This window comes from Kribbella sp. NPDC000426 (genome assembly GCF_040300265.1).
Taxonomy (GTDB): Bacteria; Actinomycetota; Actinomycetes; order Propionibacteriales; family Kribbellaceae; genus Kribbella.
On record NZ_JBEPDK010000001.1, the window covers coordinates 1,045,598 to 1,059,337 of the forward strand.

A 13,740-nucleotide genomic window follows, 5' to 3' on the forward strand; every position below is an offset into this window, starting at 1 on the left:
ATGTCAAGCGTGTTCGAGAGGAGCTGGGATGACGAGGGTTAGGCTGACCGCGAAAGAGCGTGGCGAGGAGGTCCTGCGAGCCGCCGTCCAGGCGTTCGCCGCGTCCGGGTACGAGGGGACCAAGACCGACGAGATCGCGCGGATGGCCGGGGTTTCGCAGCCGTATGTGATCCGGCTCTTCGGGACCAAGCAGCAACTGTTCCTGGCCGCTGTGGACAGCGTGTGCCGGCGGATCGAGGAGATCTTCCGCGAGGCGGCCGACGAGTCTCCGGAGCTCAGCGCGCTGGGCCGCAACTACAAGGCGCTGCTCGACGAGCCCGAACTGCTCCTGGTGCTGCTGCACGGCTTCTCGGCCAGCGGCGACCCAGCCATCGGCGACTGCGTCCGGCAGCGTTTCGGGAGCATCTACGCGCTCGTCCGCGAGCTGACCGGCGCGTCACCGCAGCAGGCCCGCGAGTTCCTCTCCGCCGGCATGCTCCTGACCGTCATGTCCGCCATGCAAGTCATCGGCCCGAACGCGATTCCCGCGAAGTGGGCCCAGGAGATCGAGGACACCCTCGGAAACTAACCCCGGTCGAGTTTCTGTCCGGCGGCGAACCAGATGGTTGCTGTTCCGAGGCCCATCGCGGCGACCGTTACTACCAGCGACCCAGGTACGTCCGCGCCCTGCACCAGCGCGGCAGCCAGGGCCACCACCGGCACCAGCGACAAGGCGATTGCTGTAGGCAACCACCAGCGCCGCAGCGCGGCCGGATGGACCCGGGCGTACGACGGCAGCTGAGCAGCGAACGCGGTCGCGAGATGCACCGCCACGAGCGCCAGCGCGGTCAGCACCAGGCTCCAGCTGATCTCGGCCGGCGCCCGCATCAACCACCCGAGCGCCACAACCAGCAGGAACACCACACCCGCCAGCGAATCCGGCAGCACGATAGTTGCCAACAGCATCGGTACGCCGACCAGCGGGATCAGGTCCAGCTGGTCCCACGACTGAACCGACGGTACGACGAGCGCCGCAGCACCCGCGACCGCGATCACCAGCCGGGCATACACAACAGCCCGGCCGGACGCGCGCAGCTGCGCCAGCCAGAGTGTGATCTTCTCCGAAGCGTTCATGAGCGGATCCTCGGTGCGGCGGACAGGCGCGCGGCGTCTCGCAGTACCTCGTCCAGCGTCCCGGAGCCGCGCCACGGAACCGTCGGTACGCCGAGGTCGCTGAGCCGGTCGAGGTCGCGGCGACGCTCGAGCAGCCGCACGCGCCAGGCCAACGGCCACGACCGCTTGTCGTGGGCGTCGACGTCGATGATCGACTCGACGTCCGGCGGCAAGGTGTCGATCGCGATCACCGTGCAGCCGGAGTGGACGAGCGTGACGATGTAGCCGAGCATCACCGGACGCAGCAGTGGACTGAGCACGAGCACCAGGCTGTCCGACCGGACTCGGTTGCGCCGGGCCAGCTGCTCCTCGTCCTGCTGCCGGCCGCGCCGATCCGCATGGACGAGCGTGTCCAGGATCCGCCGCAGATGCGCGCGCCCGCTCCCCGACCGCACACCGCGGAACAGGCTGCCGGTGTCGATCAGCCGCACCCGGTCGCCGTTGCGCAGGTAGTGCTCAGCGACCGCTGCGGCAGCCCGTACGGCGGTGTCCAGGCTCGACGACCGCCCCTCGATCCCTTCGCTGATGCCGATCTCGCCGCCGGTGTCGACCATGATCACGACCTCGGTGTCGCGGTCCGACCACGTCGACGTGACGTGCAACTCCTGCGTCCGCGCCGACACGGCCCAGTTGATCCGCCGCAACCGGTCACCGGTCCGGAACGGCCGGACACCGGCCAGCTCCGTCCCCTCACCCGGCCGCCGCGACCGGTGCAACCCGACCAGCCCGGCCGGCCGCGGTACGGCGTCGACCGCCTCGAATCCCTCCCGCAGCGGCAGCGTCGTCACCGCCTGCGACGCCACCGACGTCACCTGGATCCGGTACGCCCCGACCGACGAGGTCGCGGTGACCGTTGGCCGCTCCAACGACCGCAGTCCCCACCGCTTCGACCGTACGCCGACCTCCAGTGTCACCTCGCCGTTCGACACCGGCTCCGCGATCGCCGCCTGCGGTGGGTCGTACTGGAACCAGGAGGTCCGCGGCAACGCCGCCACGATCAGGTCGATGTCCGGATCGACCCCGTCCGGCACCCGCAGCCGGTACGTCGTCGCCTGCCCCTCGAACAGCACGTCCGCGTCGAGCTCGGTGTGCACCTCCGGCTGCTCCCGGGGCCGGAAGAACCGTCCCCACGCCGCCAGGAACGCCAACGGCAACCCGAACACGGCGGCATCCGGCCGCCGAAGCAGTACGGCGACCGCGAGCAGCACCGCGGCGACGCAGATCGCCCGGATCTGCGCGTGGGTCGGACGCCACCTCATGTAGCAGCGACCACGGTCGGCGGCGCCGCGACCGAGCCGAGCACGGTCCGCACGACGGTCGCCCCGGTCACCTCGTGCAGCCACAGCTCCGGCCGCACCGTGATCCGGTGTGCCAGCGCAGCCACGGCCACCGCCTTCACATCCTCCGGTACGACGTAGTCGCGGCCCTTGATCACCGCGTAAGCCCGCGCGGTCAGCAGCAGCGCCAGCGAACCACGCGGCGACGCACCCACGAGCACCTGCGAGTCCCGACGGGTCGCGGCCGCGAGGTCGACGCAGTACTGGCCGACGGTGTCGTCGACCGTCACCCGCTCAACAGCCTGCTGGGCGGCGAGCAGGCCGGCGGCGTCGGTCACGGCCTCGACGGTCTGGTCCTCACGACGACGGCTCATCCGGCGTCGCAGTACCTCCCACTCCTCCGCGGGGCTCGGGTAGCCGAAGCCGATCCGCAGCATGAAGCGGTCGAGCTGTGCCTCGGGCAACGGGTAGGTGCCCTCGTACTCCACCGGGTTCGCCGTTGCGAGCACGTGGAACGGGGTCGGCAGCGGGAACGTCTGCCCCTCGACGGTGACCTGGTGCTCCTGCATCGACTCCAGCAGCGCGGCCTGCGTCTTCGGCGGCGTCCGGTTGATCTCGTCGGCCAGCAGCAGGCCGGTGAAGATCGGGCCGGGCCGGAAGACGAACTCGGACTCTTTCTGGTCGTACACGAACCCGCCGGTGACGTCCGACGGCAGCAGGTCCGGCGTGAACTGCACGCGCCGGAACTCCAGCCCGAGCGCCTGCGCGAACGACCGCGCGGCCAGCGTCTTCGCGAGACCCGGGTAGTCCTCGAGCAGCACGTGCCCGCCGGCCAGGACGCCCGCCAGCACCAGCTCGAGTGCCTCGGCCTTCCCGACGACGGCCTGGCTGACCCGCTCCAGCACCTGCCGGCTCAGGTCAGAGACCTCACCCAGAGTCAGCTCGCGATCAGTCACAGGTAATCCTCACAGGTTCTCGATGGTGTGGATCGCGTACTCGATCTCGTCGAGCGACGCGGTGCGCTTGTCGTCACCGGTGATCAGCTGCCAGAGCCGGTCGCCGGTGATCTCGCGAGCCCGGTCCGGTTCGAGCTCGGGGTCGACGCCGTGCCGGTGCACCAGGCGGTCGGTGGCCAGCTCGAGCAGCATCGGCCGCACCCGGCGTACGAACGTCTGGGAGCCTTCGCCGGCACGTCGCTCGCGGCCCGACTCCTGCAACCAGGTGGCGATGAACTGGGTCCGGTTGTCGCTGGTCCGCGTGCGCAGCGCGGCGAGCTTGTCGTCGTGCTGGCCGGGCCAACTCGTCTCGATCACCTGCGGCAGCACCAACCGGATCGCCAGCGACCCGATCCCGACTGCCAGCGCGGCGCCGACGAACCACAGCGGCCGCGGCGCCATCCCTGCCGCGCCGAACACGGCCACCAGCAGCAGACTCGCCAGCACCGCGAGGCCGACGTGCTGCAGGAGCATCTTGTTCAGCCGCAGTGAGCGGCTCTTCTTGACCTCTTGCGGCGGCCCTTTCTCCTCCAAGGGCGACCAGCGGTACGACGTCATCCGGCGACCTCCGCCGTATCGGGATGAGCCGCGGCAAGTTCGTCACGCAACCGCAGCAACGCCGCCCGCGCCTCGGCCCGCGCGTCCTCGCTCGAACCGTGCGTCGAGTACCGCGCTTCGCGGTACAGCGCGCCGAGCCGGAGCAGTTGTCCTTCGGAGATCCCGCCGATCCCGAGCACGCGCACGGTGAACTCGGCCGGCGTCTCCGACGGATCCCGCGGTACTCCGGCCGACGCGGCGGCTTCCTCCAACGCAACCCAGCACGCGATGACGGCATCCGTCGCCTTGCCGGAGTCGATCCGCGCGAGACCCGCGTCGACGGCCTCGGCCAGACGCTCGGTCTTCACCCGCTCCCAGTCGGTGTCGTCAGGCTCGGCCTGCGGCAGCCGGACCTTGCTGATGACCCGATAGATGACCAGGCCGATGAAGACCAGCAGCGCCGCGACCGCGAGATAGATCACCGCCTGCCACAGCGCCTTCAACCAGGCCGGCATCTCCACCGGCTTGAGGTCGCGCGGAGACGCGGTCGCCGACGGCGGCGGCGCCGCGGTGTCCGACGGCGTGAACGTCGGCAGCGGCCGCGGGCTGGCCTTCAGCGTGCTGTCGCTCACCGGACGGACCGGCCCGCTCGCCGACGCGAGCACGACGAAGCCGGCCGCGACCACCCCCACGAGCACCACGGCGGCTACCGCGAGTGCGCCCCGCCGCTGCGTCTGCATCTGGGCAGGTTACCCCCTCAAAAGCCCGTATCGAGGAAGGGAAGTCGAGATGTGGAAAACGCTTCCGCAGTCGTGGACAGGGCGCCGGCCGTGTGCTCGTCGACCAGACCGGCCCGGCCGAGCCGGTCCAGTGACGGGCGACCGAGGTAGACGGCCCCGAGATCACGCACGTGCAATGTCAGGTCGGCGTCCCGGGACGTCGACTCGCAGCTGGCACCTCCCGGCCCGCCGTCCAGGTGCCAGCGGCCCGCATTCCACGGCAGGAAGTCGTCGACCACCTCGATGACGACGTCGATGTCGCGCGCATAGGTGCGCCCCGCCAGCGCCGTACCGACATCAACCGGCCGGACCCACAGGCCGTCGCGGGTGATCGGCGACGGTGCCCGCGGGTCGAGCAGGAGGTCCAGCAGCGGATCGTCCGAGGCGAGCATCTCGCAGCGCGTCTCGCTGAGCAGGTCCGGCTCGAGCAGGTACCTCCACAACGCCGCATGGGACGCGATGTCGACCGCATGCACGCGGTGCACATCGACGTACCCCTTCTCTGCCCTTTTGGTCCGGTAGTGGGCGAACCCGGTGAGCTCGCCGTCGCGCTCGGCCAGCACGCACCGGACCTTCGATCCGTTGGCCGGGCTGCCCGTCAGATTGTCGCTGATCGTGTACTCCTGCCAGCGCTCGTCGTGCTGGAACATCCCCGGCCGCTCCAGCGCCAGCTTGTTCCGCAGCTCCCCGCAGCGGGCGAGGCTCTCGCGGGCGTCGACGTACCGGATCTTCACGTCGTCGATGCCCGCCACCGGACGCAGCGTGCGCGACACCTTCGGTACGACGATCTCCTGGTGGTCGGCCGCGAGCCCGTACCCGAACCGCGGGTAGATGACCGGCTCGCTCGCGGTCAACGCTGCCAACGGCTCGGTTCCCGCCTCGTGAATGTCGGTCAACTGGGCCAGCATCAGGTCACGCAGGATCCCTCGCCGCCGATGCGTCGCCCGGACGCCGACCATCGTCACCCCGGCGACCCCCAACTGCCCGCCGGGCACCGCCATCCGGTGCGAGAACGTCCCGGTGTGCCCGACCAGTTGCCCGTCGTCGATCGCGACCGTCGACCGTTCGCGCTCCCAGATCTTCCGCTCGGATTCGTACTGCGCGTCGGTCCACGGCGACGAGAACGCCATGTCCAGGAGCTCCAGGAGCTCGTCCCATTCACCGCTGAACTGCTCGATCTCGATCGCCATGTCCCTTGCCTACCAGACGATCGGACCTCTGGACTGATGAAAACCGTTTTCATATACTCAGACCATGACCGCCCGAGCGAAGACTCCGTTGTCCCTGTTGGTGGGGCTCTCCACGACCTTGCGGGAGCCTGTCCTCGATGCGATGACCGACGCCACCACAGTGGTCGTGGTCGTGGATCAGGACGAGTTGCCCGGCCGCGGCGCGCTGTCGTGGCGCGTGCAGGACGCGTCCGGGCCGATCGACGCCGGCGAGTTCACGATCGGCGACGACTGCGGCGCCTGCCAGCTGATCGAGTCGCTGGTGCCGTTGCTGGAGGCACTGGTAGCGCGGGCGAACTGGGACCACATCGTGCTCGCGGCGCCGCCGGCGATGGAGGCGCGTCCGCTCGTCGCCACGCTGCTGTCGGCCGTGCCGGAGATCGCCGTGGACACAGTCACCTGCGTCGTCGACGCCGTACTGCTCGTCGAGCAACTGTCCGGTGACGAGCTGCTCGCTGAGCGCGGTCTTGCCCTCGGCCTCCCCGACCGGCGCAACGTCGCGGAGCTGACGGCCCGCCAGATCGAGTACGCCGACGTGTGCGCGCTCGCCAACGCACACCGCAGCGCGACACCGGAGCGGCTGGTCCATTTGCTCGAGCACCTGAACCCGCGGACGGCGGTCGTCACCGCGGACCTGGCCGGCGTACCGACCGGACCTGTCGCACGGACGGGGCGCTTCGACTTCGATGCGGCCGAGGCGTGGGCCGGCGAGCTCGCGTCGTCGGATCGACTGCAGCCGAGCGGCGATGGGGTGACGACCGTGCTGTGGACGTCGACCCGCCCGCTGCACCCGGCCCGGCTGAACGACGCGCTCGAGGACATCGTCGACGGCGTCGTCCGCAGCCGCGGTGTGGTCTGGCTGGCGAACCGGCCAACACAGCGCGTCCGCTGGGAATCCGCCGGGTACAGCGCCTCGCTCGGGATGCTCGGCGAGTGGTCCGAGACCGAGCACCTCGCGGAGTGCACGGTGGTTGCGACCGGCATGGGCCTCGATCCGGCGCGGTTGCAGGCGATCCTCGACGCCTGCCTGCTCACCGAGTCCGAGCTGGCCAGCCTCGACTGGCAGGAGCTGGAGGATCCGTTCGCCGGGGTGTTCTAGCCGAGCAGCGGCAGTCGGCTCGCGTGCGGGCCGAGCATCTCCAGGTCATCGTCGTCGAGCGGCAGCCGACCGGTTGCCTTCAGCACGTACGTCGTGGTGTCCCAGCCGATCACGTCCCACGCATCCGGGCCGAACAAGCCGTCGAGTGTCCGCGCGGTCACCTGCAGTCCTTCCGGATCCGGCTCGGGCGCGTCCGGCAGCCCGACGGTCAGGTCGAGGTGGTGAACCGTTGCCTCGAGCACCAATGTCGCGACGAAGTCGACCGCCCGCAGGACGTGCCCCTGGGTCTCGATCCGCCGGCCCTTCGTGGCCAGCCCGAGCGCGGACGCCCGTACGGCGGCCTCCGAGACCTCACGCCAGTGCTGCACGAGCTGACCGGGCTTGCGGTACGACGCCGCGACGCCCTGGACGAAGCTGGTGTCGCCGTCCGGCTGCGGCGGGAAGTCCGTCCAGTAGCTGACGAAGTCCCGGTCGGGCTCGACCACGGCCGGGCTGGCGAACGCGATCAGCGCGCGCTGGGCGTCGTACAGCAGGTGGACGAGCAGCGGGCCGACAGGCATTCCGGGGCAACGGGTCTCGCGCTGGAAATCGGCATCGGTCAGTCCTTGCACCGTCTCGGTCAATCGCCCGTACGTGCGTCCCAGCGTCGCCGCCAGTCCCAGCGGCAACGCGCCGCGCTCGGGTGCCTTCATGGTGTCAGGAACGCGCGGTGTCGAGGTGTGCGGCGGCGATCGCCTCGAGGTGGCTCAGATCCGACGAGACCGTCGCGAACGTGTACCCCTGCGCCAGCCGCCGCTGCGCGTTCTCACCGTCGAAGGTGTGGATGCCGCACGCGATGCCCGCATCGGCAGCGGTACGGGCGATCAGCTCGAGCGCCTCCTCGAACGGCCCGTCCACCTCCGGGTCGCCCGGGTACCGCGCGCCGAGCGCGAGACTGAGATCCGACGGGCCGACGTACAGCCCGTCCAGGCCCGGCGTCGCGCAGATCTCCGCGACGTTCTTCAGTCCGAGCGGCGTCTCGATCATCGCCAGCACGACGGTGGCGGCGTTGGCCTTGGCCGGCTCCGCGTCGATCCGCAGCGAGGCCCGCAACGGCCCGAACGAGCGCACGCCGAGCGGCGGGTACTTCGCAGCCCGGACGGCGGCCGCGACGTCCTCGGCGGTGTCGATCAGCGGCACGATCACCCCGGTCGCGCCGGCGTCCAGCGCCCGCCCGATCGGCGTCGGGTTGTTCGCCTCGACCCGCACCAGCCCGGCGGCCTCGCGGTCGCTCAGCGCGCTCCCGGCGTCGATCGCGAGCAGCCCGGTCACCAGCCCCTGGTACCCGATCAGCCCGTGCTGCGCGTCCAGCACCACGTAGTCGTACCCCAACCGCGCGATCCGCTCGGTCGCGGGCGGCGCGTCCAGCGTCACCCAGTACCCGACGAGCTTCTCCCTGCCCCTGATCTGCTCAGCGAAAGTCACAACCCCACATTAGACGGGCGGGACTCCGTGCCGACGATGCGAGAAGGTTCGGTCCTTGGACTGCGCTGCCGCGAGGCGCGCGATCAGGTCGTTGCGCAGGTCCTCCGGCTCGACGATCGCGTCGATGACCAGATCCGCCGCCAGGCGCAGGATGTCGATATCGGTCTCGTACTCCTCGCGGAGCTTGGCGACGTACTCGACCCGCTCGCCCTCGTCGGCGATCTCCTGGATCTTGTTGTAGTACACGGCGTTGATCGCCGCCTCCGGACCCATCACGGCGATCTTCGCGGTCGGCAACGCGACGCACGCGTCGGGCGAGAAGCCGGGGCCGCACATCGCGTACAGGCCGGCGCCGTACGCCTTGCGGACGATCACCGACACCGTCGGCACGGTCGCCTCGGACACCGCGGTGATCATCTTCGCGCCGTGCCGGATGATCCCGGCCCGCTCGACCTCGCTGCCGATCATGAAGCCGGGCACGTCGCACAGATAGACGAGCGGCACGTTGAACGCGTCGCACAGCCAGATGAACCGGGCCGCCTTGTCCGCGGAGTCGACGAACAGCACCCCGCCCTTCACGGCCGGCTGGTTCGCCACGATCCCGACCACCTGCCCGGCCAGCAGGCCGAACCCGACCACGAGCTCCGGCGCGTACGCCGGCTTGATCTCGAAGAACGTGTCCGCGTCGACGACCGCATCGATCACGTCGTGGATGTCGAACCCGACGCTCTCCTCGGCCGGCACCAGGTCACGGGTGAAGTCGCGGCCGGCCTCCGAGGCGTCGTACGACGGCGGCCGCGAACGCCACGAACCGGGCAGGTAGGAGAAGTACTGCTTGGCGAGCTCGATCGCCTCGGTGTCGTCGGACGCGAGCAGGTCGCCGCAGCCCGAGACGCTGGTGTGCATCCGGGCGCCGCCCATCTCCTCCAGCGTGACCTTCTCGCCGACGACCATCTCGGCCATCCGGGGCGAGCCCAGGTACATCGAGGCGTTGCCGTCGACCATGATCACGATGTCGCAGAACGCCGGGATGTACGCGCCGCCGGCCGCGGACGGACCGAACAGGCAGCAGATCTGCGGGACCTTGCCGGACAGCGCGACCTGGTTGTGGAAGATCCGGCCGGCGCCGCGACGGCCCGGGAACAGCTGGACCTGGTCGGTGATGCGAGCGCCGGCGGAGTCGATCAGCCAGAAGATCGGCAGCTCGTCGCGGAGCGCGACCTCCGTGATCCGGACGATCTTCTCGACCGTCCGCGCACCCCAAGACCCGGCCTTGACGGTCGGGTCGTTCGCGACGATCAGCGCCGGTCGGCCGTCGACCAGCGCCCGGCCGGTGACCACGCCGTCGGCGGGCAGACCGGGGTTCAGGGCGTTGGCCAACTGGGCTTCCTCGACGAAGGAGCCCTCGTCGACGAGCAGCGCGATCCGGTCGCGGACATACAGCTTGTTCTGGCTGTCGAGCTTGGCTTTGGCCTTGTCCGGCGGCGCCAGCGTCGCTTCGCGGGCGACCTTGACCTCAGTCCAGTGATCGTGGGTCATGCAGGCATCATTCCACCGGTAGCCCGAGGCTTCGGGCGATGAGCATCCGCTGGACCTCCGACGTACCCTCGCCGATCTCGAGGATCTTGGCGTCGCGGTAGAAGCGGGTGACCGGGTACTCCTCCATGAAGCCGTAGCCGCCGAAGACCTGGGTGGCGATCCTGGTAGCACTCACCGCGGCCTCAGTCGCATACAACTTGGCGACCGACGCCGCCTGCTTGAACTCCTGCACCGATGCTTGAGCGTCCTTGAGCGCCGCAGCCCGGTACACCAGCAGCTCGGCCGCGTCGGCCATCACCTTCAGGTCGGCGATCTGAAATGCGACACCCTGCTTGCGGCCGATCGGTCCACCGAACGTCTGCCGCTCACCGGCGTACTGCACCGACAGCTCCAGGCACGCGCGGATGCAGCCGAGCGCGACCGCCGCGATCGCGACCCGCCCGTCGTCGAGCGTCGCGAGGAACTGGGCGAACCCCTTCCCGCGCCGACCGAGCAGGTTGGCCTCCGGGACGCGGACGCCGCTCAGCGACAGCGGATGCGTGTCGCTCGCATGCCAGCCGAGCTTGTCGTACGCCGCCTCCGCCACGAAGCCCGGCGTACCGGCCGGGACGATGATCGTGGAGATCTCGGGCTTGCCGTCCGCGCGCTCACCGGTCCGCGCGGTCACCGTCACGCAGCTCGTGATGCTCGAGCCGGAGTTGGTGATGAACTGTTTCGAGCCGTCGATCACCCACTCGCCGCCGTCGAGCACCGCGCGGGTCCTGGTCGCGCCGGCGTCCGAACCCGACTCGGGTTCGGTCAGGCCGAACCCGGCCAGCTTCTGCCCGGCCACCAGGTCGGGCAGCCAGGTCGCCTTCTGCTCGTCGGTGCCGTAGGTCAGGATCGGGTTGATGCCGAGCCCGACCGCCGCCTCCAGCGTGATGCCCATCGACTGGTCGACCCGGGAAATCTCCTCGATCGCCACGCAGAGGCTGGTGAAGTCGCCGCCGGCGCCGCCGTACTCCTCCGGCGCGGTCAGCCCGAACAGGCCGAGCCGCCCCACCTTCTGCACGACCTCCACCGGGAAGTAGTGCTTGCGATCCCACTCGGCCGCATGCGGCGCGATCTCCGCCTCGGCGAAGTCGCGGACGCTCTGGCGGAACTCCCGGTGTTCCTCGGACAGCTCGAACATGCGGCACCCCTTCGTGCTTGACGCTTACGTAAACGTAAAGCACGCTGGCTGCATGCACAATAGCCAGGTGTCCGCTGAGACCTGGTCGATCGCCGAGCTCGCCACCGAGTACGACGTCACGCTCCGAACGATCCGCTTCTACGAGGACCGCGGCCTGCTCACCCCCGAACGCCGCGGCACCGCCCGCGTCTACCACCCCCGCGACAAGGTCCGCCTGGGCCTCATCCTCCGCGGCAAACGCCTCGGCTTCTCCCTCGACGAGATCGCCAAGATCGTCGACATGTACGACGCCGAGCCCGGCGAGGAGGGCCAGCTCGTCTACCTCCTGGACCAGATCACCCACCGCCGAGCCGAACTCGAACAACGCCGCCGCGACATCGAAGAAACCCTCGCCGACCTCTCCGAAGTAGAGGCCCGCTGCCGCACCGACCTCACCACCCTCCGCAACAGGCCGACCCAGGCTTAGGGTTCCAGGCGCACGAGCCCGTTCCGCTCGGCATCAGCGCGCCGGCATCCGAACGCCGCCCCGTCGACGGTGAACCGGGCTGGATCCTCGCCAGCTACCCGCCGGAGCAGCCACGGACTCCCCGGTTCGGCGTACAGGAGAGTCGCCGTACGCCGATCGTCCGCACTCACCCGGAAACCGGCGAGCAGGAGCTCGGATCCGTCCGCATGCCCGGCCGGCAGCTCGGGAGGTTCGGGCGGGAGATACCCCATCGGCGCGGCAAACCAGGGCGCCAACTCCGGCCCACCCGCCGTACGCCACCGCTCGATCAGCCGCCGGAACGCGGCCTCCCGACGTACCGCGGATCCGGCCGCGAGGATCGCCGTACCCGCACCGGCAAACATCCGCCCGAAGGCGCGCACCGGAACCACGTGCGTCATACCCAACGCCCAAACCGACCGAGTCAGAAGCGTCGCAGCACGCAACAGACTCGCCGCCTCCAACGCCGCCCCCGAAAGCGAACGCCCGACCCTCTTGGACCCTCTCGGGTCCGGAGGCAGCTCACTCGCAGACCAGGTCCAGTCTTTGCGCTGGACCGACAGTGCGACCTCCCGCGCCCTGACAGATCCGTCGGAGCCGATGGACAACAGCGGCACTCCGTCACGCCAGGAGATCGCGATCCCGCGCCGGTCCGCGGCATCGAACTGCAGAGCCTCCACCCCCGAGCAGTACAAGTAGATGTCCGGCAGCGCGTACGACACCTCGGTCCGCTCGACGACAACCGACATCCGGCACTCGAGCCGACCCCGGGACCGCTCGATCGTCAGCTCGGAAACTTCCGCGCCGCGCAGGTCGAATCGCCCGGCCAACTCCGCACCCACCTCCGGCGTCAACCGCTGCTGCTCAGATTCGCTCGCCCGCCAGTCGTAGTACGCCAAGCCGTCACGCGCGAAGGCCTCACGCACCCCCGGCCGACGGGCACACGCGGCATACACGAATGGATAGACGCCGTTGTCCCACCCATCAGCGATCCGGTTGATCCGCAACCGGTCGAACGTCCGTGCATCACCTGAGATCTCAGCAATCTCCGCCCACGACTCGTCGAGTCGTGTAGCCCACGTACGCAACACGTGCCCCAAGGTCAGTTGCCTCGTGGTGTTGTCGGCAACCGGCGCTGCCAGGTCAGAGGGCCGACCTGGATGCGCTCGTTCGAGGAACCGTTCCACGTCACCGGGAGGGCGTGCGCACGCAGTACGGCAGCTACTCGGTGGCCGACAGCAGTCACCCGGTCGGGCCACTCGGCTTCCGGGACGTCGAACGCGCCGTACGCGAGAAACAGGTCTGCCGAGTCGTCCGCGAGGCGTTCGGCGTCCTGGGAGTGGAAGAAGACATACCCGGTGGACGGACGGTCGTCAGGGCGCTCGTCGAAGATCTCGGCGGAGCCACAGGTCTGGCAGCAGGTGAAGTTCATCCGGGCGACGACACCAGCGGCGTCCAGCTCGGCGAAGGCCGCCTCCACGTTGTCGGCGTCGGTCCGGGCCGGCCAAAGCTCCTGCTCGGCGAGACGCGTATGCCACAGCTCGCCGACGACTTGCTCGATCTGCGAAGCCGTCAGCAACTCCTCGCCTTCCAAGTACTCCGTCGCTGCCTGGACCACCTCAGCCCGGTCCATGAAGCCAGGCAAGATCCAGGCCCGGATCTGACCGCGAACCCCCTCCAACTCCTCAGGGTCGTCAGCCACTCTTAGCAGTTCGTCATAGATCCCCACGTCGGCAGCCTAAGCGCCGACGCGTCCACAAACGCGGTCTAGTTGGGCTTGCGGCGGCCGTAGAACCAGTAGGCAAGGGGGGCGGTGCCGAGGGAGTTGAACAGGGTGAGGGTCAGCGCCCACAGGGGTTTGGGGCCACGGACCTGGGCGGCGGGGCGCCGGGCGAGATCGGCCAGGGCGATGGCCTTCATGAGGCCCTCGATGATCGCGCCGATCATGACCAGTCGCTGCTGCCGCGGGCTCAGGTCGGCCCATTTCTTCGCGCTCACCCCTCCACCATGCGCC

Annotated in this window: 16 protein-coding genes; 3 read left to right on the forward strand and 13 right to left on the reverse strand. The window is 69.7% G+C overall.

What is annotated here, in order from left to right; translation table 11 throughout:
- The first annotated feature begins 28 nt into the window (after positions 1 to 28).
- Complete coding sequence (locus ABT313_RS05085) at positions 29 to 568, forward strand: TetR/AcrR family transcriptional regulator (RefSeq protein WP_350848811.1); 540 nt, start codon at positions 29 to 31, stop codon at positions 566 to 568.
- Here the strand turns inward: ABT313_RS05085 and ABT313_RS05090 are convergent.
- Genes ABT313_RS05090 through ABT313_RS05115 form a run of 6 tightly spaced genes read right to left on the reverse strand, consistent with a single transcriptional unit; the run spans position 565 to position 5,930 of the window.
- A complete protein-coding gene (locus ABT313_RS05090) occupies positions 565 to 1,113 on the reverse strand; it encodes a hypothetical protein (protein WP_350848813.1) in 549 nt (182 codons plus the stop codon). The two genes, ABT313_RS05085 and ABT313_RS05090, sit on opposite strands and share 4 nt — an antisense overlap.
- On the reverse strand, positions 1,110 to 2,411 hold the full coding sequence (locus ABT313_RS05095) for a DUF58 domain-containing protein (RefSeq protein WP_350848815.1): 1,302 nt from the start codon (positions 2,409 to 2,411) through the stop codon (positions 1,110 to 1,112). Before ABT313_RS05095 ends, ABT313_RS05090 begins: the two co-directional genes overlap by 4 nt.
- The gene (locus ABT313_RS05100; RefSeq protein ID WP_350848817.1) at positions 2,408 to 3,385 is read right to left on the reverse strand and encodes an AAA family ATPase; all 978 of its coding nucleotides are present in this window, start codon (positions 3,383 to 3,385) and stop codon (positions 2,408 to 2,410) included. Before ABT313_RS05100 ends, ABT313_RS05095 begins: the two co-directional genes overlap by 4 nt.
- Positions 3,386 to 3,394: 9 nt before the next feature.
- Positions 3,395 to 3,982 (reverse strand): hypothetical protein, encoded by a 588-nt coding sequence (locus ABT313_RS05105; RefSeq protein WP_350848819.1) that lies wholly within the window; start codon positions 3,980 to 3,982, stop codon positions 3,395 to 3,397.
- A complete protein-coding gene (locus ABT313_RS05110) occupies positions 3,979 to 4,701 on the reverse strand; it encodes a DUF4129 domain-containing protein (protein ID WP_350848821.1) in 723 nt (240 codons plus the stop codon). Before ABT313_RS05110 ends, ABT313_RS05105 begins: the two co-directional genes overlap by 4 nt.
- A 17-nt stretch (positions 4,702 to 4,718) precedes the next feature.
- Positions 4,719 to 5,930, reverse strand: coding sequence for a GNAT family N-acetyltransferase (locus ABT313_RS05115; protein WP_350848823.1), 1,212 nt, complete (start codon positions 5,928 to 5,930; stop codon positions 4,719 to 4,721).
- Positions 5,931 to 5,994: 64 nt separating this feature from the next.
- Here ABT313_RS05115 and ABT313_RS05120 point away from each other — a divergent pair, with 64 nt between their 5' ends.
- Complete coding sequence (locus ABT313_RS05120; RefSeq protein ID WP_350848825.1) at positions 5,995 to 7,068, forward strand: CobW family GTP-binding protein; 1,074 nt, start codon at positions 5,995 to 5,997, stop codon at positions 7,066 to 7,068.
- Here the strand turns inward: ABT313_RS05120 and ABT313_RS05125 are convergent.
- Genes ABT313_RS05125 through ABT313_RS05140 form a run of 4 tightly spaced genes read right to left on the reverse strand, consistent with a single transcriptional unit; the run spans position 7,065 to position 11,242 of the window.
- Positions 7,065 to 7,760: a maleylpyruvate isomerase N-terminal domain-containing protein gene (locus ABT313_RS05125; protein ID WP_350848827.1), complete on the reverse strand. Its 696-nt coding sequence runs from the start codon at positions 7,758 to 7,760 to the stop codon at positions 7,065 to 7,067. The two genes, ABT313_RS05120 and ABT313_RS05125, sit on opposite strands and share 4 nt — an antisense overlap.
- Before the next feature lie 4 nt (positions 7,761 to 7,764).
- On the reverse strand, positions 7,765 to 8,532 hold the full coding sequence (locus ABT313_RS05130) for an HpcH/HpaI aldolase family protein (RefSeq protein ID WP_350848829.1): 768 nt from the start codon (positions 8,530 to 8,532) through the stop codon (positions 7,765 to 7,767).
- Between the two features lie 9 nt (positions 8,533 to 8,541).
- Positions 8,542 to 10,071 (reverse strand): acyl-CoA carboxylase subunit beta, encoded by a 1,530-nt coding sequence (locus ABT313_RS05135; RefSeq protein WP_350848831.1) that lies wholly within the window; start codon positions 10,069 to 10,071, stop codon positions 8,542 to 8,544.
- Positions 10,072 to 10,078: 7 nt separating this feature from the next.
- On the reverse strand, positions 10,079 to 11,242 hold the full coding sequence (locus tag ABT313_RS05140) for an acyl-CoA dehydrogenase family protein (protein WP_350848833.1): 1,164 nt from the start codon (positions 11,240 to 11,242) through the stop codon (positions 10,079 to 10,081).
- Positions 11,243 to 11,309: 67 nt separating this feature from the next.
- On the opposite strand from ABT313_RS05140, the gene ABT313_RS05145 reads away from it, so the two are divergent.
- Positions 11,310 to 11,708, forward strand: coding sequence for a MerR family transcriptional regulator (locus ABT313_RS05145; RefSeq protein ID WP_350848835.1), 399 nt, complete (start codon positions 11,310 to 11,312; stop codon positions 11,706 to 11,708).
- On the opposite strand, the gene ABT313_RS05150 is transcribed toward ABT313_RS05145, so the two are convergent.
- The 3 genes from ABT313_RS05150 to ABT313_RS05160 are packed head-to-tail and all read right to left on the reverse strand — an operon-like array spanning position 11,705 to position 13,724.
- Complete coding sequence (locus ABT313_RS05150; RefSeq protein ID WP_350848837.1) at positions 11,705 to 12,817, reverse strand: hypothetical protein; 1,113 nt, start codon at positions 12,815 to 12,817, stop codon at positions 11,705 to 11,707. The genes ABT313_RS05145 and ABT313_RS05150 overlap by 4 nt on opposite strands.
- Before the next feature lie 11 nt (positions 12,818 to 12,828).
- Positions 12,829 to 13,455: a DUF6891 domain-containing protein gene (locus ABT313_RS05155; protein WP_350848838.1), complete on the reverse strand. Its 627-nt coding sequence runs from the start codon at positions 13,453 to 13,455 to the stop codon at positions 12,829 to 12,831.
- Positions 13,456 to 13,493: 38 nt separating this feature from the next.
- Complete coding sequence (locus tag ABT313_RS05160; RefSeq protein WP_350848840.1) at positions 13,494 to 13,724, reverse strand: hypothetical protein; 231 nt, start codon at positions 13,722 to 13,724, stop codon at positions 13,494 to 13,496.
- Positions 13,725 to 13,740: the final 16 nt, after the last annotated feature.

Bases quoted from the DNA above. Each gene is read 5' to 3' on its own strand.
- ABT313_RS05140 (WP_350848833.1), bottom strand. From the start codon at position 11,242: ATGTTCGAGCTGTCCGAGGAACACCGGGAGTTCCGCCAGAGCGTCCGC.
- ABT313_RS05120 (WP_350848825.1), top strand. From the start codon at position 5,995: ATGACCGCCCGAGCGAAGACTCCGTTGTCCCTGTTGGTGGGGCTCTCC.
- ABT313_RS05125 (WP_350848827.1), bottom strand. From the start codon at position 7,760: ATGAAGGCACCCGAGCGCGGCGCGTTGCCGCTGGGACTGGCGGCGACG.
- ABT313_RS05095 (WP_350848815.1), bottom strand. From the start codon at position 2,411: ATGAGGTGGCGTCCGACCCACGCGCAGATCCGGGCGATCTGCGTCGCC.
- ABT313_RS05090 (WP_350848813.1), bottom strand. From the start codon at position 1,113: ATGAACGCTTCGGAGAAGATCACACTCTGGCTGGCGCAGCTGCGCGCG.
- ABT313_RS05085 (WP_350848811.1), top strand. From the start codon at position 29: ATGACGAGGGTTAGGCTGACCGCGAAAGAGCGTGGCGAGGAGGTCCTG.
- ABT313_RS05105 (WP_350848819.1), bottom strand. From the start codon at position 3,982: ATGACGTCGTACCGCTGGTCGCCCTTGGAGGAGAAAGGGCCGCCGCAA.
- ABT313_RS05135 (WP_350848831.1), bottom strand. From the start codon at position 10,071: ATGACCCACGATCACTGGACTGAGGTCAAGGTCGCCCGCGAAGCGACG.
- ABT313_RS05115 (WP_350848823.1), bottom strand. From the start codon at position 5,930: ATGGCGATCGAGATCGAGCAGTTCAGCGGTGAATGGGACGAGCTCCTG.
- ABT313_RS05110 (WP_350848821.1), bottom strand. From the start codon at position 4,701: ATGCAGACGCAGCGGCGGGGCGCACTCGCGGTAGCCGCCGTGGTGCTC.